Raw genomic sequence first — 20,306 nt, 5'->3', positions numbered from 1 at the left:
CCCTCCCGTACGCGATTGCCGCTCCCCGTTGCTTCCTTCGCGTGCAAACGGAAACGCCCGGTTCCTCTTTCTGCTTGTTTTACGTCGCCACGCTACGCCCGCGACGTCCTGCGAAACCTGCCCTCAGGCGCGCTTGCGCCTGCTGCGGTACGTGTCCAGCACGACCGCCACCACGATCACCGCGCCGGTGATGATCCGCTTCGTCGGCTCGTTTGCGCCGATCTGCGCGAGCCCCGCCGCGAGCACCGAGATGATGAGAACGCCGAAGAACGTGCTGATGACCGAGCCGCGCCCGCCCATCAGGCTCGTCCCGCCGATCACCACCGCCGCGATCACCTGCAGCTCCAGCCCCGCGCCGGCGTTCGGATCGGCGGCTTCGAGGCGTGAAATTTGAAACAACGCCGCGAGGCCGGACAGCGCGCCCATCAGCGTGAAAACGATTACCTTGTAGGGCCGCGGATCCACGCCCGCAAGTCTGACCGCTTCCTCGTTCGTGCCGATCCCTACCAGATATCGGCCGAAAATCGTCCGAGTCAAGACCCAATGCGCGACGATCATCACCGCGACCGCGATCAGGAACGCAGGCGAGATGCCGAACGCGATCGGGTTCGAGAGAAAGTCGAACGCATCGCCGATATACGCGGTGCGCGAGTTCGTCATCTGATACGCGAGCCCGCGCGCCGCTTCGAGCACGCCGAGCGACACGATGAACGACGGTATGCGCCACGCGACCGTGACGAGTCCCGTCACCGTGCCCGTCAGCGCGGCGGCGGCGAGGCCGATCAGCGCAGCCGGAAACGCCGGCCAGTGCCACCTGAGCGCGGCGACGCTCACCACCGACGCGCCCAGCGCCAGCACCGATCCCACTGAAAGATCGATCCCCGCGATGATCAGCACGAAGGTCATGCCGACCGACATCACGACGAGATCCGGTATCTGGTTCGCGATCGTGCTGAACGTGTCGTACGTCAGAAAGTGCGAACTCAGCACAGAAAACAGCGCGATCATCGCGGCGAGCGCGCCCGCCAGCCCGAGGTAATTCGAGAATCCGAGGCGCGTGCCGGCGCCCTTCGCGGTTTTCGGTGCATCGGCTGAGAGCTTCGCGTCGGTCTGGCCCGTCATTCAATGCTCCACGAAAGTGTCTTGTTCCGGCGGCTTCGCATCGGGCGCGAGGGGCTCGTGCAGAATCGCCTCGCGCTTCGCATAGCCCGCGAAGGCGGCCGCCAGCAGTGCGTCCTGCGTCCAGCCGTCGCGCTCGAAAATGCCCGTCATCCTTCCCGCCGACATCACGCCGATGCGGTCGCAGATCAGCATCAGCTCGCGCAGATCGCTCGATACGACGACGAGCGCCCGGCCTTCCCGGGCGAGCGCGCCCATCAGCCCGTAGATGTCGAATTTCGCGCCGACATCGATGCCGCGCGTCGGTTCGTCGAAAAGCAGCACGCGGCACGCTTCGCGGCCCTCGCGCGCGAGCCAGCGGCCGATCACCACTTTCTGCTGATTGCCGCCCGACAGTTCCGACACCGCCTGCGCGGGACCGGACGTACGCACGCGCATCGCGTCGATCTGCCGTTGCGCGAGCGACGCCTCGCGGCGCGTGTCGATCACACCACGCCGCGCCACCGCGCCCACGTTGCCGAGTGAAACGTTCGCGGCGATGGGCAGGCCGAGCAGCAGGCCCTCGCCCTTGCGGTCCTCCGTGATGAGCGCGATGCCGTGCTTCACCGCATCCGACGGCGACTGCACCTGCACCGGCTGCAACGTTTGCCCGTCGCGCGCAATCGACACCGTGCCCGCGTCCGCGCGATCCGCGCCGTAGACGAGGCGCATGAGCTCGGTGCGTCCCGCGCCGATCAGCCCGCTCACGCCAAAAATCTCGCCCGCGCGGACATCGAATGAAACGTCGCGCACGGCCTGGCCGCGCGTCAGGTGTTCCACTCTCAGCGCGATACCGCCGAGCCGCTTTTCGCCCAGGTCGATGCGCTCGCCCAGTTCGCGGCCGACCATCAGCGTGACGAGCTGCTCGCTCGACAGCGCGTCCATCGGACCGGCGTGCACGAGGCGCCCGTCGCGCAGCACCGCCACGCGCTCCGCGATGCGCCGCAATTCCTCCAGCCGATGCGAGATGTACACGAGCGCCACGCCGCGCGCCTTCAGCCGCGCGATCTGTTCGAACAGCAGATCGACTTCGCGGGCGGTGAGCATCGCGGTCGGCTCGTCGAGAATCAGCACGCGGCAGTCGCCGATCAGATTGCGCGCGATCTCCACCATCTGCTGATGGCCGATGCCCAGATCGCCGACGAGCGTGTCCGGATCGATCGCATCGAGCCCGACCTGCGCCATCGCGTGACGCGCGTCGCCGGCAAGACGCTTGCGGTCGATCCAGCCGAACTTCACGCGGCCCTTCTGCGGCAGCCGGTTCAGAAACAGGTTTTCGGCGACCGAGAGCGTCGGCAGCAGGTTCAGCTCCTGCATGACCATCCGCACGCCCTGCGCTTCCCCATCCGTGCGGCTTTGCGGCGCATACGGGCGGCCCGCCAGCGTCATCGTGCCCGTGGTCGGATCGGTGAGGCCGCCGATGATCTTCGACAGCGTGCTCTTGCCCGCGCCGTTCTCGCCCGTCAACGCAAGCGCCTCGCCGGGCCTGAGCCCGAGCGAAACGTCGGCCAGCACCGGCTCGACATAGGTCTTGCCGATGCCCGCGACCGTCAGCACGCAGGGGTCCGCATCGTTCATGTTGGCGTAGGGTCGGTCAAGGCTGGGTGAGCATCCTCGCTTCGTCAAACTTTCGAGCCGCGTCTCTCGTCCGCGCCCGTGCGTGTCTTAACGGCATGATGGCCGCGAACTTGAGGACGCACCGTTCGCGCCCACGCGCTCGCGGACCGGCGGATTACTTCGTCACCAGATCGACCGGCGTTTCCACCACGGTCGACAGTTGCGACTGCTTCTGATGGCCCGCGATCGCCTTCAGCGCGACATCGATGCCGAACACCGCCTGCTTCGCCGCATACTGGTCCGCGGTCGCGAGCACACGGCCGTCCTTCAGCATCGGCTTGATGGCGTTGATGTTGTCGTAGCCGACCACCTGGACCTTGCCCGTCTTGCCCGCGGCGCGCACCGCCGACACCGCGCCGATCGCCATGTTGTCGTTGCCGCAAAGCAGCGCCTTGACGTTCGGATTCGCGTTCAGGATCTGCGAGGCGACCGCGTTGCCCTTGTCGATTTCCCAGTCGCCCGATTGCAGCGCGACCACCTTCATGCCGCCCGCGTCCATCGCATCCTTGAAGCCGGCGGTGCGCTGCTGCGCGTTCGTCGTCGTCGACACGCCTTCGATGATGCCGACTTCGTCGCCCTTCTTGAGCCGCCTGGCGAGATAGTCGCCGACCTGGCGCGCGCCCTTGCGGTTGTCCGGTCCGACGAACGGCACGTTCAGGTCCTTCGACTTCAGCACGTCCTGATCGAGCCGGTTGTCGATATTGACGACGATGATTCCCGCATCCGCCGCCTTCTTGATGACCGGCACGAGCGCCTTCGAATCCGCCGGCGCGATGATGAGCGCATCGACCTTCGAGACGATCATCTGCTCGACGATGCGGATCTGCGCGGCGGTATCGGTTTCGTCCTTGATGCCGTTGGTGATGAGGTCGAACTTCGCCGCGTTTTTCTGCTGATAGTCCTTCGCGCCGGTTTCCATCGTCAGGAAGAATTCGTTGGCGAGCGACTTCATCACGAGCGCGACTCTCGGCTTCGCGGCGCCCTGCGCGAACGCGGACGACGATGCAAACGGCAACGCGGCGCATGCGGCCAGCGCGACGGCAGCCGACAAAACGCGGCGGCGAACGGTTGATTCCATGCGGATCTCCTCCAGTGCTTTCGTTTGTGTTGTCGGACGGGCGAAGCGGCACGGAACCGCGAATTGCAACGTTTGCCCGCCGTCGATTCTCGTAGCTGCCGGATGTGCGGTCAAATGGGGCTAACGTGTACGGAGTGCTCGATACAATCGCGGCGCTCAGAGCCCTTCGACCGACTCGCCTTCCACTTCGTTGTCGATGATCTTCCGTCCATATTCGATGCCGGCGCGCGTCGCATCGACGGGGCTGTCGAACGGTTCCTGGTCGGGCACGCCGAACATGGCCTCGCGTCCGCTTTCGCCCGCCGCGCTGCGCGAGATGGTCACGAAGATATCGAAGTGGCGCGGACCGTCGTCCGGCTCGCCGCGTTCGTGCGCGCGGCGCATGGCCTGCACGCGGATGTCGAAGCCCTTGTAGTGATCGGCGAGCGGCGTGGACATGGGGCGGCTCCTTCTATCGTGGATGAACGGCGCGCAATGCGCCCGACCGGCGACTCGACCTTACGAAACCCGCGACCACTCGTCGTCGCGAAAGGACGATGCAAGCGTGGCGTTGCAGCGGCGTCGAATGTGACCTTATCGCACACTTTGCAATGACCCGGTTTGCCATAATGCGCGGGCGGGTCATCGATACTCGCTGTCCTAACAAAAGAATTCACTTACTCAGGGAGCGTCCCCATGAACATGCGAGCTACTGCGCTCATCGCCGTGCTGAGTCTCACGCTCGGCGCGAATACGGCTTTCGCGGCCAACAGCCAGCAATCGAAGATGAGCGAATGCAACAAGCAGGCGGCCGACAAGAAAGGCGATGACCGCAAGGCCTTCATGAAGAGCTGTCTGTCGGCGACTCCGGCTGCAGCGGCGCCTGCCGAAGCTTCCGCACCGCTGACGCAGCAGCAGCGCATGACGGCGTGCAATGCGCAGGCATCCGGCAAGAAGGGCGACGACCGCAAGGCGTTCATGAAGAGCTGCCTGTCCACTGCCCCGGCTGCGGCCGCTTCCGAGCCGATGACCCAGCAGCAGCGCATGACGGCGTGCAACACCCAGGCGAGCGGCAAGACCGGCGACGATCGCAAGGCCTTCATGAAAAGCTGTCTGAGCAACAAGGGCTAAGCACCCTTCACCATTCGGCCGCGCCGTTCGCGCGCGGCCACCTTCCTTCCCTGCGTTCCTTTCCCTGCATGCCGGCCGATATTGCACTGCAACCAAGCAAGTGATTCGCGCCGCCGTCTTTTTCTCCTAAGATGGCGCGAAGGCGGCCCCTCGACAATACAAGAAATACGCCATCGGCCGCCGTTCGTCTAGCGCAGCGTTTCTGCTTCGCAAGGAGGCACGGATGGCATGGAAGCACAAGAACCGCTGGTTCCGCCGATGGCTCATGATCATCACCTTCTGGGCGGTGCCCGTGATGATCGTCGCGGTCAACGAGGCGCGCGAGGAGATGGCCTACAACCGGGTCGATCTTCAGAGGTCGCTTGCCACGTGGGAGTTGACCGATGCAGAGCGCGCGGCAGGCGCCGCGGTCCGCTGTCACGGCAATCCGGACGAGGCGCGCGCCGCCGGCTGTCCGGACGCCGTGCTCATCGCCAATGCGCCGAAGCATCAGGAAGCGCTCGACGAATACGCGCATCGCAAGGCGACGCTCGCCGATTATCTCTGGCATGCGTTCGTCGGCTACTGGGTGACGCCCGCAGCGTTTCTGCTCGTCGTCGGAATGACGATAGGCGCTATCCGGCGTGCGTTGAGACGTCCCACACAGGCGTCGCGCGCCGTTGCATCGACTCATCCGACGGAAGTAAAAACGACGGGCCATCCTTGAGCGTGCGCCGGGTACGGTCGTTGCTACTGGCAACGGCGGCGTTCCTGTAACACGCGCAAAAGGATGCGGCGCAATGGGTGCATGGCGGATATGACGCCGCGGCAAATTGGCCACGTGACCGGCCAGCTTTCAGATAACGTTCGGAAAACTTGACGTTTTGCCGCTGGCGTCATGCAATGAATGGAGATCGCCGATGTCCGCTTCGTGTGGCTTGGGCGCGTCGCCCGGGTCTCGCGTTTCGTTGCCGCTGTGCTATAACTTGGCGTGCCTCACCCTCCCGCTCTATGGGGTTTCCTAATTCCACGATGGAGAACAATGATGCAAAGACGAAACTTCATGCTCAAGTCGACGGCCGTGTTGGCGCTGGGAGGCCTCGCGCTTGCCGGTTGCACGACCAACTCGAACACGGGCGCTGAAAAAGCCGCCGGCACGGCTGACGACCGCCGCGCCATCGACGCCGACGTCGACGGCACCATCCAGCGTCTTTACACGACGGTTCGCGGCTCGCGCGAACTGGTGGCGAAGTCGCGCGGCATTCTCGTCTTCCCGTCGGTGATTCAGGCCGGCTTCATCGTCGGCGCGCAATACGGCAAGGGTTCGCTGCGTGTGGGCGGCAGCACCGTCGGCTATTACAGCACGACGTCGGGCTCGTTCGGCCTGCAAGCCGGCGCGCAATCGAAGGCCATCATCTTCCTGTTCATGACGCAGGACTCGCTCGACAAATTCCGCAATTCGGACGGCTGGGCCGCAGGCGTGGATGCATCGGTTGCGCTCGTGAAGATGGGTGCGAACGGCGCTGTCGATACGACCACCGCCACCGCGCCGGTCGAAGCATTCGTGCTGACCAACGCGGGCCTGATGGCCGATGTGTCGCTGCAGGGCACGAAGGTGACGCGCCTCAAGATGTAACGGGCGCCCGATTCGTTCACGGCACGAAGCATGACCGCCGTGTGGCGCGACGCGAGGGTCGCGCCACACGGCGGTTTTTTTGTTTCAGGTCGTCGCGCTATCGATCAGCTTGAACTTCGACCGCTTCTGCGCGCGCACCACGGCCCGATACGCATCGAGATACTGCCGCGCCATCCGGTGCGACGTGAAGCGCTCCTCGAAACGCCGGCGCACGCCCTCGCGCGGCAGCGTATGCAGCCGGTTCACCGCCGCGACCGCGCCGATCTCGTCCTCGACGATAAAGCCCGACACGCCCTCGTCCACCACCTCCGGCACCGCGCCTCGATTGAATGCGATGACGGGCGTCCCGCAGGCCATCGCTTCGATCATCGCGAGCCCGAACGGCTCCGGCCAGTCGATCGGAAACAGCAACGCGAGCGCGCCCGAGAGGAAGTCGGCTTTCTGGCTGTCGTTGATTTCGCCGATGTATTCGACATACGGCAGCTTCAAAAGCGGCGCGATCTCACGCTCGAAGTACTCGTGATCGGCGGCATCGACCTTGGCGGCGATCCTGATCGGCAGACCGCAGCGGCCGGCAATGCGAATCGCCGTATCGACGCGCTTCTCAGGCGAAATCCGTCCGAGAAACGCCAGATACTTGTGCTCGACCGGCTGCGGCACGTAAAGCTTTTCCGGTAGCCCGTGATAAACCGTCGACACCCACTTCGCCTGCGGCAGCGGATGCCGCTGCGCATCCGAAATGGACACGACCGGCGCGGTGTTGAACGTGTCGAACACCGGCTGCTGCTCCGGGAGATCGAGCCGCCCGTGCATCGTCGTGACGAACGGCGTTTCCTGGCGGTTGAAGAGCGAGAACGAGTAATAGTCCATGTGAAAATGCAGGACGTCGAACTCTTCGGCCCGGCGTCGCACCATTTCCATCAGCAGCATGTGCGGCGCGATGCGGTCGCGAATCGCAGGGTCGAGCCGCAGTGCGCGCGGCCAGACCGCTTCCAGCTTCGCGGTCGTCTGGGAATCGCCGGTTGCGAACAGCGTCACTTCATGCCCCAGTTCGACAAGCGCTTCGGTCAGATACGACACGACACGCTCCGTGCCGCCATAGAGCTTCGGCGGCACCGATTCGGTCAGCGGGGCGATCTGGGCAATTCTCATCGTTCGTCTCCATGCGTTTTCGACGTGTGCCGGGCGTGGACGCCCGGCTTTCCTGCCACGCGCATCGAGTATGACAGCAGGGTGTAAGCCGGACTAACGAGGTTTTGCCCTAGGCGTCGATTCGGCGCGATGGCTCATTATCGCGGGCGAACGGCGGCCAAACGCCGCTTCCTTGCACTTTCGAGGCGTTGTTACAGACGCGAAACACTCGTTTCGCGATCGCGTTACTTGCGCGGCACGTCGCGCAAATCGGCGAGGAAAGTGTCGCGCCAGACGCCCAGGTCGAACTTGCGCAACGCGGCCATGTTGGCGTGATAGCGTTGCTGCCGCTCGGCGAGCGGCATGGCGAGCGAGCGCGCGAGGGCGTCGCTCATGCCGACGACATCGTGCGGATTGACCATCACCGCGCCGGACAGCTCGCCCGCCGCCCCCGCGAATTGCGACAGCACCAGCACGCCCGGATCGTCCGGATTCTGCGCGGCGACATATTCCTTCGCGACGAGATTCATGCCGTCGCGCAGCGGCGTGACGAGCCCGATCTGCGATTCGCGAAACAGCGACATCAGCTTCCAGCGGTCGTATCGCTGATTCAGATAGCGAATCGGCGTGTAGTCGAGGCCGGAAAAGCGTCCGTTGATGCGCCCTGCTTCGTATTCGAGGTTCTGCCGGATCTGCTGATACGTTTCGACGTCCGAGCGCGTCGGCGGCGCGATCTGCACGAGCGTTACATTGCCGCGCCACTCCGGCGATTTCTCCAGAAAATGCTCGAACGCGCGAAAGCGCTCGACGAGTCCTTTCGAATAATCGAGCCGGTCCACGCTCATGATGAGCTTGCGGCCCTCGAGGCTTTGCTTCAGGTCCATCACGTCCTGCCGCGCCTCGCCGCGCTGCGCCTGTTCCGCGATCTCGTCCGGAAACACGCCGATGCGATACACGCCCGTCCGGAGCTTGCGCCCGAACGCTTCCACCTGCCCGTCGCTGCTCGCCTTGCCGTGCGCGTGCCGCACGATGTAGTCGTGGAACGCGATCTGATCGCCTTCGGTCTGGAAGCCGACGACGTCATAGCAGCACAGGGACCGCACGAGTTCCTCGTGCGGCGGAATGTTCAACAGAATCTGCGGCGACGGAAACGGGATGTGCAGAAAGAAGCCGATGCGGTTCGGGATGCCCGCGCTGCGCAGCGCTTCGGCGAACGGGATCAGATGATAGTCGTGCACCCAGATGACATCGTCGGGCTGCAGCAGCTTGATGAGCTTGTGCGCGAGCCAGGAGTTCACGCGCCGGTAGCCGGCGTACTCGTCGCGGTCGTAGACGGCGAGATCGTTGCGGTAGTGGAAGACCGGCCACAGCATCGCGTTCGAGAATCCGCGGTAATACTGGTCGTAGTCCTTCTTCGGCAAGCCGACGGTGGCGAACGTGACCGCGCCGTCCTGTTCGAGCGACGGCCCCTGATTCGCGATGGTCTCGCTCACCACGTCTCCGCTCCACCCGAACCAGACGCCGCCGCTGTCCTTCAGCGCGCCGAAGACGCCCACGGCGAGGCCGCCGGCGGAGCCCTTGGTTTCGGTCGGCGTGGCGACCCGGTTGGATACGACGACGAGACGGCTCATATGCATTCCTCTTGCGTTTTATTGTCCGATGCGGGGCGCGTCACGGCCCCGTTTCCGATTTTTCGACTAGCAAACGGCGTGCGGGTTTCAACGCGGGGCGCGGCGCGCATTCAACGAAGGGAAAGAAGAGACCGTGGGCGGCGTGGGACGGCCCGGCCCGCGGGACTCCCTGCAAACAATGATGCAACCGTCAGGCGGCGGTCAGCCGGCGAACGGCCTCGCCGCCTGACCGATCAGCGAAATCTCAACGCTCCGCCTTGCACGGAAACGCTTTGCCCAGCCCCAGCGAGACCATCGTAGTCGCGTTGAACGCCGCCTTGTCGGGGTTGTCGGCGATGTACTTGCGCACCGCATCCGTCAACTGTTGCGGCTTCACGTCGGCGGGCAGGCAGAAATACTGGCCGACCTGCGGCCCGGTGGTCCCGCCGATCGCTTCGATCGTGTTGTAGATGCCGTCTGCCGCGCCTTCGATATACGCGGCGCAGGCCGTACGCGAGTTGGGATCGGTCTTGGTACAGAGCGTGTTGAGATCGTGGCCGGTGAATGCGAACGCGCAAACCGGCGTTGCAAGGGCACAGGCAATGACGAATTCCCGCAGCATGATCTTCCTTTTATGTTGAGCGGCGGCTTGACGGGCGAAAGCTGTCAGGGCCCGCATCAGGCCCGAGTGCCCTTGCCCGGCGTTGCCCGGATTCATGTCGGCGTGACGGTACGGCGCGTCGTGCGCGTTATTTTGACCCATTTGCGCCGCTTTGCGGAGCGCCGCCCTGCATGGCGTCGAGGCGCGCCTGCAGGCCTTCCGCGACATCGCGCTCGTTGTACTTGCGCGCGAAATCCACGGCCGTCATGCCGAGTTGATTCTTCACGCGCAAGTCCGCGCCTTCATCGAGCAGCAGCTTGCACGTCAACAGATGCCCGCCGCGGGCGGCCATCATCAGCGGTGTCGTGCCGTTAGGCGATCCCGCGTCGATATACGCTGAATGGTCGAGCAGAATCTTGACGATATCGTCGTGTCCGTTGGTCGCCGCGTAATGCAGCGGCGTCCAGCCCTTCTTGTTGACTTCCGCTTCCTTCGCGATCAGCAGGTTGACGAAGGTTGCGTCGCCGTTGAGCGCCGCGAGCATCATCGCGTTCTCGCCGGCCGGATCGACTTTTTCGAGGTCGATGTTCGGGTTATCGGCAAGAAGCTGGCCGACTTTATCCGACTTCTCCCGCGCCGCGATGACGAGGATCGGCGCGCCGGTGTTGTCGACCGTATTCGGGTCCGCGCCCTGCGCGAGTTGTTTCCTGACCGCCGACACATCGTCGAATTTCACTGCCTTGATGAGCGAGTCCACGGACGCTGCCCACACGGGCTGCGCACACGCGCACGCCGCGACGAGCGCGCCTGCAAGGAGTCCGCGCATTGTCGAGCGCTTCGCCGCACGCTTCGCGCCGTTCGTCGTGGACTGAGTGGAAATCATCGGGGAATTGTTCATGGTGGACCTTCGCATTGCTTGATACAGGGGAATTACCGCGCTCCCGACCCGGAGCCTGGGGACGTTCAGGCCGAAGCCGTCGGCCGGGCAATCTTGAATAGCCGGAAAAAATTCTCGGTGGTGGCCTGCGCGACCGCTTCATCCGTCTCTTCGCGCAACTGCGCGATGAAGCGTCCGACATAGCTCACGTAAGCAGGTTCATTCGGCTTGCCGCGATACGGCACCGGCGCCAGATATGGCGAATCGGTTTCGATCAGCAGCCGCTCGAGCGGCACGCGCCGCGCGACGTCCTGCACGTCGGTCGCCTTCTTGAACGTGACGATGCCGGACAGCGAGATATGAAAGCCCTGCGCGAGCGCGGCTTGCGCGACGTCCCAGGGCTCGGTGAAGCAGTGCATGACGCCGCCCGGCACGCTCGCGCGCTCCTCTTCCATGATGCGCAGCGTATCTCCCGACGACGACCGCGTGTGGATGATGAGCGGCTTGCCCGTCGCGTGCGCGGCGCGAATGTGCGTGCGAAAGCGTTCGCGCTGCCATTCCATGTCGGCGATGCTGCGCCCTTCCAGCCGGTAGTAGTCGAGCCCGGTCTCGCCGATCGCGCACACCTTCGGATGCGCCGCGAGTTCGACGAGTTCGGCAACGCTCGGTTCCCTCATGTCCTCGTGATCGGGATGAACGCCGACCGACGCATAGACGTTCTCGTGCTGCTCGGCGATTGCAAGTACCGAGGGCAGCGTTTCCAGATCGACGGATACGCAGAGGGCATGCGTGACGGCGTGCTCGCGCATCTTGTCGAGCACGTCGGGCAGACGGTCGGCGAGGCCTTCGAAATTGATGTGACAGTGAGAATCGACGAACATCCGTGCTCCTTTCCTTCGAGTGCCCTCAGGCCGCTGCGGCGATTGCAGGCTTTTCCGAACCGTCGAGCCGCAACCCGAGAATGACGAGATCGCGCTCGACGCCATCGAGCATCGCGACGCGCGGCAGCCTCCCCCACGCGGTGAAGCCGAAGCTCGCGAAGAGCCGCATGCTCGCTTCGTTGTGTCCGAAAACGAAGCCGAGCACGGTATCCACGCCCAGCGACGGCGCCCGGTCGAGTGCTTCCTGCAGCAGCTTCTTGCCGAGGCCCTTGCCGCGCGCGCGTTCATGCAGATAGATGCTGACTTCGACGGTTCGCGCATAGGCGGGCCGGCCATAGAAGTCGGAAAAGCTCAGCCACGCGATGACCTCGCCGCCCTCTTCGACGACCCACAGCGGCCGGGCGTGCGGCCCGTGCGAGTGAAACCAGGCGAGCCGGCTTTCGATGCTGACCGGGTCGAGGTCCGCCGTCACCTGGCGCGAGGCGATCGTCGAATTGTAGATGGCGACGATGGCAGGCAGGTCGTCGAGCGTGGCGTCGCGATACGTGAGGCTCATGGGCGTGGGTCGGAAGATGCAGGAGTCAGTGGGCGAAAATTGCGCGATAGCCGAGGAACAGTTCTTCGAACACGAGCCGCGCGTTCAGCGGATGATTCTCCACCGCGCGCTGGCGCGTGACCGCCTTGATGTAGCGCGCGAGCGCGGCCGGATCGGCGCCTTGCGCGCAGCGGTCGAGCGCTTTGCGCGCGCCGGGGAAATAGCGCGGCCGGCCTGCGGTGCGCTGAGCGAGCAGATCGTAAAGCCAGCGTTGCAGCCAGCCGAGCACCATCGGCACGGGCAGTTTCTGCAGGTTTTCACCGCACGCGAAGGCGTCGCAATTCGGGCCGGCCGCCAGTTGCGCGAGCGTGAAGTCACGCAGCGCACGGTTTTCGCCGCTCGCGAGCGCAAGCGCGGCAAGCGGCGCGCCGCCTGCTTCGGCGAGCAGCGCGGCGGCATCGTCGATGCCTTGTGCGGCGAGCCACGCGCGGGCGTCGCCGGCATTGGGGACGCTCATCGGCCATTGACGGCATCGGCTGATGATGGTCGGCAACAGCCTGTCGATGCGCGCCGACACCAGCAGAAACACGACGCCCGACGGCGGTTCTTCGAGCGTCTTGAGAAGCGCGTTCGCCGCCGCGACGTTCAGCGCCTCGGCGGGATAAAGCAGCACGACACGCAAGCCCCCGCGATGCGAGCCGACGCCGCAGAAGTCGAGCAGCGCCCTCACCTGCTCGATCTTGATTTCCTTGCTCGGCGCGCGGGACTTCTTGCTGTCGCCGTCGTCGGATTTATCGGCGGATGCATCGTCGCCGGCGAGGCCCGCGAGCGCCTCGGGCAGCACGGCGCGGTAGTCCGGGTGATTGCCCTGCGAGAACCACAGACATGCCGGACACGCGCCGCACGGCTCGCCGTTCGCGGCCGGCGTCTCGCACAAGAGGCCCTGCGCGAGATGCTGCGCGAGATGCAGCTTGCCGATGCCCGCTTCGCCGTGCAGCAACAGCGCGTGCGGCCAGTGTGCGCGGAGCTGCTGGATGCGTTGCCAGTCGTCGCTTTGCCAGGGATAGATCATCGGTGCGTAATAAAGTCAGAGTCCGGCGACGACGTCTTCCAGCCGCTTGCGGATGGTATCGATCGGCTCGGTCGAATCGACGATCACGAAGCGCTCCGGCGACTCCGCCGCGCGTCGCAAATATTCGGCGCGCGTGCGCTCGAAGAACGCCTCCGACTCGCTTTCGAACTTGTCGGGCGCGCGGGCGGCCGAGCGGCGTTCGCTCGCGGTATCGGTCGGCACGTCGAAGAGCACGGTCAGGTCGGGATGAAAACCGCCCTGCACCCAGCGCTCCAGCGCCTCCAGCTTGTCGCGCGGCAGGCCGCGCCCGCCGCCCTGATAGGCGAACGTCGCGTCCGAGAAGCGGTCCGACAGCACCCAGTCGCCGCGTGCGAGCGCCGGCTCGATGACTTGCGCGAGGTGCTCGCGGCGCGATGCGAACATCAGGAGCGCTTCGGTTTCGAGGTCCATCGGCTGGCTGAGCAGGATACCGCGCAAGGTTTCGCCGAGCGCGGTGCCGCCCGGCTCGCGCGTCATCACGACATGGCGGCCGCTCGCGGCGATTCGCTCGTCGAGCCGCTGGCGGAACCAGTCGAGATGCGTGGTCTTGCCCGCGCCGTCGATGCCTTCGAACGTAATGAACTTGCCACGCGCCATCATTGACCCCGGATGTACTTGTCAACGGCCCTGTTGTGGTCGCCCAGATTGTCGGAAAAGAAGCTGCTGCCGTCGCCGCGCGACACGAAATACAGCGCGCTGCTCGTCGCGGGATTCAGCGTGGCGTTCAGCGCGGCCACGCCCGGTAGCGCGATCGGCGTCGGCGGCAGGCCCATGCGCGTGTAGGTATTGTACGGAGTGTCCGTTTGCAGGTCTTTTTTCTTCAGACGACCGCCGTACGCCGGGCCGAGGCCGTAGATTACAGTCGGGTCCGTCTGCAGCGGCATGCCGATGCGCAGCCGGTTCGCAAATACGGCTGCGACGAGCGGCCGGTCCGCCGCGCGCCCCGTCTCTTTCTCGACGATCGACGCCATGATCAGCGCGTCATACGGCGTCTTGTAAGGCAGGTTGGGCGCGCGCGTGCTCCACGCTTCGGCGAGGCGGCGCTGCATCGTGCGGTAGGCGCGCTTGTAGACGGCGAGATCGCTCGTGCCCTTGTCGAATAGATAGGTGTCCGGGAAGAAAAGCCCCTCGGCGGACATCTTGTTCAACTTCGGTCGCGCCGATCGCCCTCAGGATGTCGATGTCGCTCATGCCGGCGGTATCGTGCGCGAGCGCGGGATTGCCGTCCAGCTCGCTGCGCATTTTCTGCAGCGTCCAGCCTTCGATGACCGTCGCCACGTATTCGTTCACATCGCCGCGGGCGATTTTCTGCAGCACTTCGTAGGGCGTCACGCCGCTCTTGAACGCATAGTTGCCCGATTTGAGCTGCGCCGACAGGCCGAGCACGCGCGTCATCAGCACGAAAAGCTCGGGCTCGACGGGCACGCCGCCGCGGTTCAGTTGCGCGCTCACGCTGCGCAGGCTGCTGTGAGGCTTGATGGTGACGTCGAGTTCGGCGGGGGAAAGCGTCATCGGCCGATTGGCCCAGTAAAACACACCGCCTGCGACGGCTGCTGCGAGCATCGCGACGAACACCATCGCCACGATGCATTTCTTCAGGAAGGTCATGCGAAACACGCTTGGGGTAAGACCAATATAATAACTTGCCCGCCTGCGTGAAGGCCGGACGCGTCCGAATCACCTTGCACGGATGCCCCGCCGCTACGCCGGCATCGACTCTTCCCGACACAATGACCCTCCAGACTCCTTCCCTCGCCGCCGCCGATTTCGAAGCCGTCCGGACCGCGGGCGTGTTCATTCCGCTCACGCAGTTCGGTGTCGTCAACGTCAAAGGCGAAGACGCCGCCGCCTTCCTGCACACGCAACTGACGAACGACGTGCAGCATCTCGACGCATCCACCGCGCGCCTTGCGGGCTATTGCTCGCCGAAGGGCCGCCTGCTCGGCTCGTTCCTGATGTGGCGCACGTCCGACGCGGTGCGCCTGCTGATTTCCGGCGACATTCAGGCGCCCGTGCAAAAGCGCCTGTCGATGTTCGTGCTGCGCGCGAAGGCCAAGCTGTCGGACGCGACGGCCGACGTCGCCGCCGTAGGCTTCGCGGGCGATGTTCGCGCGGCGCTGTCCGGCATCTTCGACGCGCTCCCCGACGGCATTCACGTCAAGGTGGAAGGCCCGCATGGCGCGCTGATCCGCGTGCCGGATGCAGCCAGCCGCCCGCGCTTTCTGTGGGTCGGCCCGAAAGCCGATGTCGAAGCCAGGCTCGCGAGCCTCGGCGAGAAGCTGCACCGTGCGCCCGCCGCGCTCTGGGACTGGCTCGACATCCACGCGGGCGAGCCGCGCATCACGCAGGCGACGGTCGAGCAGTTCGTCCCGCAGATGGTCAATTTCGACGTGCTCGGCGGCGTGAATTTCAAGAAAGGCTGCTATCCGGGGCAGGAAGTGGTCGCGCGCAGCCAGTATCGCGGCACGATCAAGCGGCGCACCGCGCTGGCGCGCGCCGCAGCCGCGACGCCCGGCGCGGAGCTTTTTCATTCCGCCGATCCGGGGCAGCCGTGCGGGCTCGTCGTGAACGTGGCGCCGTCGGAGACCGGCGGGGTCGATTGTCTCGTCGAGATCAAGCTGGCCGCGCTCGATGACGGCGCGGTGCACGTCGGTTCCGCCGATGGTCCCGCGCTCGAATTCCTGCCGCTGCCGTACGCGTTTCCGTCGGACGTCTGAGCGCGTATGTGCCTCATCGTTTTCGACTGGCAGCCGGACGCGCAGGCCGACGCGCGGACGCCCGGCGAGCGCGCCTTGCTGACGCTGGCCGCCAATCGCGACGAGTTCTTCCGCCGCGACGCCGAGCCGATGCACTGGTGGACCGACACCCCCGGCGTGCTCGCGGGACGCGATCTGACGGGCGGCGGGACCTGGCTCGGCGTGAGCCGCGATGGCCGTTTCGCCGCGCTGACGAACTTTCGCGCGCCTGCCGAGATGCGCGCGGACGCGCCCACGCGCGGCGCGCTGGTCAGCGCGTTCCTCGCGGGCGAACGCGTCGCGCCGCTGGATTATCTGGAGCGCGTCGCGGCACGCGGCCATCGCTATAACGGGTTCAACCTGCTTTGTGGCGATTTCACGCGGCGCGAGCTGGGCTGGTACGGCAACCGCGCCGACGCGCCGCCCGCGCTGCTGGAGGCGGGCGTGCACGGCCTGTCGAACAGCTTGCTGAATACGCCGTGGCCGAAACTCGTCGCGCAACGTGACGCGCTTGCCGACCTGATTCACGCCGATGAACATCCGGCGCTCGACGTGCTGATCGATACCCTGCGCGATCCGCGTATCGCCGACGATGCGCTGCTGCCGTCGACGGGCGTATCGGTCGAGCGCGAGCGTGTGCTGTCGGCGGCGTTCATCGAGACGCCCGAATACGGCACGCGCAGCACGACGGCGCTGCGCGTCACGCCGACGGCGCGCGGGATGTCGATTCGGATCAAGGAACGCAGCGATGACGATGGCTCGCATCGCATCGTGCGGCCGGGCAGCTTCGAGCGGGCGTTCGAGTTCGATATCGATGCGTAGCTCGCGGCCGCGCTTATCGCTTGCGCTGGAGCGTCCGGAAGGCGAAGAACAGGAGCAACGCGGTGGGTAAATCGACGGTGGCGAGAAGCGGCATTGGATCGACCCATTTGTCCATGTTGGCGGTGCGCGAGTAGTACGGCGCGCCGCTGCCGTACGCTTCCAGAAGGTTGACCGCGTTGAAGACTGCGACGAATGCGAGAAGCAGAAGGGCAAATGCCCTGCGGTATTTGGTGTCCCGCGAGAAACCGCTTCCCGACCAGTGTTTGCGACGATTCACCCCAACGCCGCCCTCAACGCCGTCACCGCATCCGCGTGCGCCCGCGCCACTTCGGGCACGAATCCGCCCATCTTGAAGAACTCGTGGATCATGCCTTCATAACGCGCGAGCGTCACGCGCACGCCGGCCGCTTCGAGCTTCGCGGCATATGCGATGTCCTCGTCGTAGAGCGGATCGTGGTCGGCCGCCGCGATCCGAGCCGGCGCGACGCCCGCGAAATCCGGCTGGCCGCCCGCTGCATCGAGCGGTGCGAAACGCCAGTCGTCGCGGTCGCGCTCGTCGCGCAGATATTGCGCGAAGAACCATTGAATCGTTTCCCCCGACAGCAGATACCCTTCGGCCAGCCGCGCGTGTGACGCACTATCCTGCCGCGCGCTCGTGCCCGGATAGATCAGCAGTTGCAGCCGCAGCGGGATGCCGGCATCGCGGGCCAGCACCGCACAGACAGTCGCAAGCGTGCCGCCCGCACTGTCGCCGCCAATCGCGAGCCGCGCCGCATCGATGCCCAGAAGCGGCGCTTCGCGCGCGAGCCATTGAAGTGCGTCGAAGGCATCGTCAACGGCGACAGGAAAACGATGCTCGGGCGCGAGCCGGTAACCGACCGATACGACCGCGCAGCCCGCATCGCGCGCGAGCGTGCGGCAAAGGGCGTCGTGAGTCGCGATGCTGCCGACGGTAAAGCCGCCGCCATGCAGATACAGGAGCGCCGCCGCCGGCTCCGCCCAACTCGGGGCGACCGGATGATAGACGCGCACGCCGATTTCATTGCCGTCGCGCGTGGCGATCCGCAGGTCTTCGACGCTGTGCATCGGCAGCGGCGCGATGTCGAGAATCGGCGCGCTCATCGCATAGGCGGCGCGCGCTTCGGCCGGCGTCAGCGTGTGATACGGCGGACGGTTCGCGCGCGCGACCATTTCGAGGATCTGCGCGATCTTGGGATTGAGCGGCATCGGAGAAAGAAGCGTTCAAAGGGCACGATGATGCCACGACCGTCCTAGTCCGAGCGATTCGCTTCCCTTCTCAACGACATCGGATCGGTCGGGCTGCGCAACTGCGCGATGTCGTCGAGGCGCAGCCGGATCGACGACATGATGTTCGGATGCGTGATGACGTAAAAGCGCCCTTCCCGCACGGCGTCGAAAGTGAGCGCGGCAACGTCGCGCGACGATAGCCGCCCGCCTTCCACCGCCCGCGTCAGTTGCCGCGCCGCCATTTTCTGCGATGCCGTCGGCGGTGCATCGTTGGCGAGCGTCGCGGGGCGCGCGCGTTCGGCATCCGCGATGCCCGTCGGCACGAAGGCCGGGCACAGCAAGGACACGCCGACCGGCGCACGCGCGAGCCGCAGATCGTGATACAGCGTCTCCGTCAGCCCGACCACCGCATGCTTCGACGCGTTGTAGACGCCCATCGCGGGCGCGGCGAGCAAGCCCGCCACCGACGCCGTATTGACGATATGCGCGGGCTCGCCCTGCTCCAGCATGATCGGCGTGAAGGCGCGCAGGCCGTTCGCGACGCCCATCACATTCACGCCGAACACCCATTGCCAGTCTTTCGGGCTGTTCTCCCAGACGAAGCCGCCTGCGCCGACGCCCGCATTGTTGAAAAGCAGATGCACGCCGCCGTACGCATCGAGCGTGGCGCGGGCGAGCGCATCGACCTCGCTCGCATCGGATACGTCCGTGCGTACGCCCAGCGCCTGCCCGCCTTGCGCGCGCACGGCATCGACGGTGGCGGCGAGCGCGGCATCGTCGATATCGGCGAGTGCGAGCTTCATGCCGAGCGACGCACCCATGAGCGCGAATTCACGGCCGAAACCGCTGCCCGCGCCGGTGATGACGGCTACCTTGTTCTCGAAGCGATCCAAGCGTTCTCCAGGGTGTTGTCGCACAGACAGGACAAGCCGCGATCATCGCGGCTGACGGCGAAGCTCGTCCTCGCCGGCGACACGCACGCCGGCGATCCCGAGCGTTCGGGCATCACGCCTGTATGCCGATGGCCTCGCGCAGCAGTTCCGCGAGCTTCTCGTTTTCTTCGATGCGGATCTGCTCGATCGCGACATCGTCGGCGCTGCCGGCGTGTTCCGCCCAGCGCCGCCGTTCCTGCGCGAGGATGATGCGCTCGTGAACCGCGCGAATGGCGCTCCAGATGCCGTCCTCGGTGCGCTTCGCGTTGCCCTCCTCGAGCGACAGGCTCGTGAACGCGTGACCGGTATGGCAACGATAGCGAAGCGGCTGCTCGTCGCGCATGCGCCAGAGCGTGCCGGAACAGTTGGGGCACGTGAGCGCCGAACGCTCGCCGATCTGGTCCAGTTCCTCCGGCGGGACCACGCCCTTGTTGCCGATCTGTACTTCCCGGTCCAGGTCGGGTCGGGTACTCACTTGGACCTCCTCGCGCCCCCTGGCGCCTCTCACTGCAGCGTCAACCACGCCCGCGAGTTCGTCGATTTTCACCACCGCATCGGCGGACGTCGCCGCCAGCGCGCTGCGCGGCATCGATGGCGCCTCGCAATCGGCGGGGTCCTGCACGACGCAGTAACCGCCGCGCGCACGCACGGCGGCGAGTCCGGCGGCGCCATCGTCGAGATCGCCGCTCAGCACGACGCCCACGACGCGCGGACCGAATTCCATCGCGGCCGAGCGGAACAGCGGATCGGCTGCGGGCCGCGCGAAGTTCTCCGCGGCCGTGTCGAGCAGACGCACTTTGCCGCCCAGCAATATCATGTGCCGGTCCGGCGGCGCCACATAAATCTGCCGGCGTTCGAGCCGCTCACCTGACTTGGGATGCCGGGCTGGCAAAACGCCCCATTCAGTCAGCATCTCGGGAAACACGCTCTTGTGCCGGCCGATATGCAGCACGATGCACACGGCCGCAGGAAAATCAGCTGGAAACGCCGCGATCAGTTTTTTCAGGACTGGAATGGCGCCACGGGATGCCGCGATGACCACAATGTCTCGATGATCCATGGACCCTCCTTTGGGTCTTTGAAGCAATCCGTGCGCCGGTTATCTGCGCATTCCGGAACGAGTCCATGTCGCCTTTGGGGCTCGCGGTACGGGGAGCAGGTGAATCGGCATGGCGTCGCACGCATCGCCGATCGCGTCGGCAACGAGGCGGCCATGTGACTGGTCCAGCCTGGCCGACGCTCCCG

The 20,306-nt window shown here is 65.5% G+C and carries 21 protein-coding genes and 2 pseudogenes; 6 read left to right on the top strand and 17 right to left on the bottom strand.

Annotated elements, in window-relative coordinates; genetic code table 11:
* Positions 1-123: 123 nt before the first annotated feature.
* From P9255_RS26150 to P9255_RS26135, 4 genes are all read right to left on the bottom strand, one after another.
* The gene (locus P9255_RS26150; RefSeq protein ID WP_309790669.1) at positions 124-1,122 is read right to left on the bottom strand and encodes an ABC transporter permease; all 999 of its coding nucleotides are present in this window, start codon (positions 1,120-1,122) and stop codon (positions 124-126) included.
* Positions 1,123-2,736: a sugar ABC transporter ATP-binding protein gene (locus P9255_RS26145; protein ID WP_309764852.1), complete on the bottom strand. Its 1,614-nt coding sequence runs from the start codon at positions 2,734-2,736 to the stop codon at positions 1,123-1,125.
* A 154-nt stretch (positions 2,737-2,890) separates the two neighbouring features.
* Positions 2,891-3,853, bottom strand: coding sequence for a sugar ABC transporter substrate-binding protein (locus P9255_RS26140; RefSeq protein ID WP_309764853.1), 963 nt, complete (start codon positions 3,851-3,853; stop codon positions 2,891-2,893).
* 156 nt (positions 3,854-4,009) lie between these two features.
* On the bottom strand, positions 4,010-4,291 hold the full coding sequence (locus P9255_RS26135) for a hypothetical protein (RefSeq protein WP_309764855.1): 282 nt from the start codon (positions 4,289-4,291) through the stop codon (positions 4,010-4,012).
* 237 nt (positions 4,292-4,528) lie between these two features.
* Between P9255_RS26135 and P9255_RS27350 the strand changes: the two are divergent.
* The 4 genes and pseudogenes from P9255_RS27350 to P9255_RS26120 form a co-directional block, all read left to right on the top strand.
* A pseudogene (locus P9255_RS27350) lies at positions 4,529-4,681 on the top strand (PsiF family protein); the annotation flags it as partial.
* The gene (locus tag P9255_RS26130) at positions 4,676-4,963 is read left to right on the top strand and encodes a PsiF family protein (protein WP_404980454.1); all 288 of its coding nucleotides are present in this window, start codon (positions 4,676-4,678) and stop codon (positions 4,961-4,963) included. The pseudogene P9255_RS27350 and the gene P9255_RS26130, both read left to right, overlap by 6 nt.
* 223 nt (positions 4,964-5,186) lie before the next feature.
* The gene (locus tag P9255_RS26125; RefSeq protein WP_309764856.1) at positions 5,187-5,669 is read left to right on the top strand and encodes a hypothetical protein; all 483 of its coding nucleotides are present in this window, start codon (positions 5,187-5,189) and stop codon (positions 5,667-5,669) included.
* A 318-nt stretch (positions 5,670-5,987) separates the two neighbouring features.
* The gene (locus P9255_RS26120) at positions 5,988-6,578 is read left to right on the top strand and encodes a YSC84-related protein (RefSeq protein ID WP_309765464.1); all 591 of its coding nucleotides are present in this window, start codon (positions 5,988-5,990) and stop codon (positions 6,576-6,578) included.
* Between the two features lie 84 nt (positions 6,579-6,662).
* Here P9255_RS26120 and P9255_RS26115 read toward each other — a convergent pair whose 3' ends face one another.
* The 9 genes and pseudogenes from P9255_RS26115 to mltG form a co-directional block, all read right to left on the bottom strand.
* A complete protein-coding gene (locus P9255_RS26115) occupies positions 6,663-7,730 on the bottom strand; it encodes a glycosyltransferase family 4 protein (RefSeq protein ID WP_309764857.1) in 1,068 nt (355 codons plus the stop codon).
* Positions 7,731-7,954: 224 nt separating this feature from the next.
* Positions 7,955-9,340 carry an alpha,alpha-trehalose-phosphate synthase (UDP-forming) gene (gene otsA / locus P9255_RS26110; protein WP_309764858.1) on the bottom strand — a complete coding sequence of 462 codons (1,386 nt, stop codon included), beginning with the start codon at positions 9,338-9,340 and terminating at the stop codon, positions 7,955-7,957.
* 244 nt (positions 9,341-9,584) lie between these two features.
* Positions 9,585-9,941, bottom strand: a complete 357-nt coding sequence (locus P9255_RS26105) for a Rap1a/Tai family immunity protein (protein WP_309765465.1) — start codon at positions 9,939-9,941, stop codon at positions 9,585-9,587.
* A gap of 127 nt (positions 9,942-10,068) precedes the next feature.
* On the bottom strand, positions 10,069-10,818 hold the full coding sequence (locus tag P9255_RS26100; RefSeq protein WP_404980424.1) for an ankyrin repeat domain-containing protein: 750 nt from the start codon (positions 10,816-10,818) through the stop codon (positions 10,069-10,071).
* A 65-nt stretch (positions 10,819-10,883) separates the two neighbouring features.
* On the bottom strand, positions 10,884-11,678 hold the full coding sequence (locus tag P9255_RS26095) for a TatD family hydrolase (RefSeq protein ID WP_309764859.1): 795 nt from the start codon (positions 11,676-11,678) through the stop codon (positions 10,884-10,886).
* 25 nt (positions 11,679-11,703) lie between these two features.
* Positions 11,704-12,234 (bottom strand): N-acetyltransferase family protein, encoded by a 531-nt coding sequence (locus P9255_RS26090; RefSeq protein WP_309764860.1) that lies wholly within the window; start codon positions 12,232-12,234, stop codon positions 11,704-11,706.
* Positions 12,235-12,259: 25 nt separating this feature from the next.
* Positions 12,260-13,285: a DNA polymerase III subunit delta' gene (locus tag P9255_RS26085; RefSeq protein WP_309764861.1), complete on the bottom strand. Its 1,026-nt coding sequence runs from the start codon at positions 13,283-13,285 to the stop codon at positions 12,260-12,262.
* A 15-nt stretch (positions 13,286-13,300) separates the two neighbouring features.
* Entirely contained in the window at positions 13,301-13,921 is a 621-nt protein-coding gene (gene tmk, locus P9255_RS26080; protein WP_309765467.1) for a dTMP kinase, read from the bottom strand.
* A pseudogene (mltG, locus tag P9255_RS26075) lies at positions 13,921-14,932 on the bottom strand (endolytic transglycosylase MltG). The gene tmk and the pseudogene mltG overlap by 1 nt, the downstream one beginning before the upstream one ends.
* Positions 14,933-15,054: 122 nt before the next feature.
* On the opposite strand from mltG, the gene P9255_RS26070 reads away from it, so the two are divergent.
* Positions 15,055-16,041 (top strand): folate-binding protein, encoded by a 987-nt coding sequence (locus P9255_RS26070; protein WP_309790667.1) that lies wholly within the window; start codon positions 15,055-15,057, stop codon positions 16,039-16,041.
* A 6-nt stretch (positions 16,042-16,047) separates the two neighbouring features.
* Positions 16,048-16,881 (top strand): NRDE family protein, encoded by an 834-nt coding sequence (locus P9255_RS26065; protein WP_309764864.1) that lies wholly within the window; start codon positions 16,048-16,050, stop codon positions 16,879-16,881.
* 13 nt (positions 16,882-16,894) lie between these two features.
* Here P9255_RS26065 and P9255_RS26060 read toward each other — a convergent pair whose 3' ends face one another.
* The 4 genes from P9255_RS26060 to P9255_RS26045 form a co-directional block, all read right to left on the bottom strand.
* Positions 16,895-17,158, bottom strand: coding sequence for a hypothetical protein (locus P9255_RS26060; RefSeq protein ID WP_309764865.1), 264 nt, complete (start codon positions 17,156-17,158; stop codon positions 16,895-16,897).
* Positions 17,155-18,108: an alpha/beta hydrolase gene (locus P9255_RS26055; protein ID WP_309764866.1), complete on the bottom strand. Its 954-nt coding sequence runs from the start codon at positions 18,106-18,108 to the stop codon at positions 17,155-17,157. The genes P9255_RS26060 and P9255_RS26055 overlap by 4 nt, the downstream gene beginning before the upstream one ends.
* A 44-nt stretch (positions 18,109-18,152) precedes the next feature.
* A complete protein-coding gene (locus P9255_RS26050) occupies positions 18,153-19,022 on the bottom strand; it encodes an SDR family oxidoreductase (RefSeq protein WP_309790666.1) in 870 nt (289 codons plus the stop codon).
* 112 nt (positions 19,023-19,134) lie between these two features.
* On the bottom strand, positions 19,135-20,121 hold the full coding sequence (locus P9255_RS26045) for a chemotaxis protein CheB (RefSeq protein ID WP_309764868.1): 987 nt from the start codon (positions 20,119-20,121) through the stop codon (positions 19,135-19,137).
* Positions 20,122-20,306: the final 185 nt, after the last annotated feature.

The sequence above is a fragment of the Caballeronia sp. LZ019 genome (genome assembly GCF_031450825.1).
In the GTDB taxonomy this organism is placed as follows: Bacteria; Pseudomonadota; Gammaproteobacteria; order Burkholderiales; family Burkholderiaceae; genus Caballeronia.
This window is presented reverse-complemented; position numbering and strand designations above follow the sequence as displayed.